The organism is Caulobacter sp. SRI_014 (assembly GCF_057586315.1).
In genome coordinates this window covers 1-531 of the sequence record NZ_JBYCZQ010000024.1, presented here as the reverse complement: position 1 = coordinate 531, position 531 = coordinate 1, and the positions used below count along the sequence as shown (strand labels likewise).

1 protein-coding gene is annotated in these 531 nt (G+C 55.4%); it reads left to right on the top strand.

Annotated elements, in window-relative coordinates; translation table 11 throughout:
• Window positions 1-531 (top strand): calcium-binding protein (locus tag AC2YG9_RS22450; RefSeq protein ID WP_487300225.1); only part of this gene is annotated, 531 nt, incomplete at both ends.

Below are 531 nucleotides of genomic sequence, written 5' to 3'. Positions count from 1 at the left end.
GGGCGGTGGTGAGAACTTCGCAACGGTAGTGCGCCTCCTGAATGTACTGGCCTCTGATCTTGTCGTTGACAATTTCTTCCCTGCCTATCCTCCCGATGGATCTGTGCCACTGGGTCAGACGCTCATTGGCGATGCTGGCGGAAACAATATCGTAGGCACCATCGGTAATGACCTGATCCAAGGTCTTGACGGAAATGACTATCTGAATGGCGGGGCGGCAGACGATGTCCTTGAGGGTGGCGAGGGGAACGATAGTGTTGATGGCAGTTTTGGCGACGACAGCCTCTATGGCGGGGCCGGTGACGACGTTCTGAACGACGAACGTGGAAGCAATACTTACCACGGCGGTGATGGGAACGATAATATCGTCGCGCGGGGATCGGGCTCTATTATTGATGCGGGAGCAGGATCCGACCGTATTCAAGCAAATGGAGGCAATGTTTCGATAACCACTGGGACAGGCTCAGATACCGTGGTCGTGGAGCCGTATGCTTCCGTTCTCGTAACTGATTTTGTGGCTGGGGCGGGTGG